This window comes from Paramagnetospirillum caucaseum (assembly GCF_000342045.1).
In the GTDB taxonomy this organism is placed as follows: Bacteria; Pseudomonadota; Alphaproteobacteria; order Rhodospirillales; family Magnetospirillaceae; genus Phaeospirillum; species Phaeospirillum caucaseum.
The window spans coordinates 1-1,076 of sequence record NZ_AONQ01000175.1 but is presented as its reverse complement, the minus strand read 5'-3'; the positions used below and the strand labels follow the sequence as shown (position 1 = coordinate 1,076).

The 1,076-nt window shown below is 68.3% G+C and carries 1 pseudogene; it reads right to left on the bottom strand.

Going from position 1 to position 1,076, the window contains the following annotated elements:
* Positions 1-1,076, bottom strand: a pseudogene (locus H261_RS25635) (beta strand repeat-containing protein); the annotation flags it as partial.

The following is a 1,076-nucleotide window of genomic DNA, read 5'->3' as shown; positions in this document are numbered from 1 at the left end:
AGGGCGGCGATGTCGGTGGTCTCCAGGGCGTTGACCTGGGTGGTGGTCAGTTCACTGATCTGAGCGGTGGTCAGCGAGCGCACCTGGGTGGTGTTCAGGGCCGCCACGTCGGTGGTCTGCAGGGCATTGAGCTGGGTGGTGCTGAGGCCGCTGACCTGGGTGGTTGTCAGGCTGTCCACCTGGTCGGTGGACAGCGCCGCCACGTTGGTGGTGGAGAGTGCGTTGAGCACCGTGGCGGTCAGGCTGCGCAGATCGGTGGTTTCGATGGCGCCCAGCTGGGTGGTGGTCAGGGCCGCCGACTGGGTGGAGGTGATGCCGGCCGCCTGGGTCGAGGAGAGGCTGGCCACACTGGTGGTGGACAGCGCGTTCAGCGTGGTGGTGCTGAGGCCCGATACCTGGGTGGCGGTCAACCCGTCGATCTGGGTGGTGGAGAGCGCCGCCGCGTTGGTGGTCGACAGCGCATTGATCTGGGTGGTGGAGAGCACCGCCACCTCGGTGGAGGTGATGCCGGACAGGGCTGTGGTGGTCAGCGCCCCGGTCTGGGTGCTGGTGATGCCGCTCACCTGGGTGGTGGTCAGGGCGGCGATGTCGGTGGTCTCCAGGGCGTTGACCTGGGTGGTGGTCAGGGCGCCGACCTGGGTGGTGGTCAGCGAACGTACCTGGGTGGTGGACAACACCGCCACGTCGGTGGTCTGCAGGGCGTTCAGGGTGGTGGTGGCCAGGCTGGAGACCTGGGTGGTGGTCAGGGCTCCCACCTGATCGGTGGACAGGGCCGCGATGTTGGTGGTGGAGAGCGCATCCACCTGGGTGGCGGTCAGGGAGGCCACCTGGGTGGTGGTCAGGGCCCCCAGCTGGGTGGTGGTCAGGCCAGTCGCCTGGGTGGTGGTCAGGCCATCGATCTGGGTGGTGGTCAGCGCCGCCACGTCGGTGGTCTCGAGCGCATTGACCTGGGTGGTGGTCAGTTCGCTGATCTGGGCGGTGGTCAGGGCGCGCACCTCGGTGGTGGTCAGCGCCGCCACGTCGGTGGTCTGCAGGGCGTTCAGCACCGTGGTGCTGAGGTCCGACACCTGGGTGGT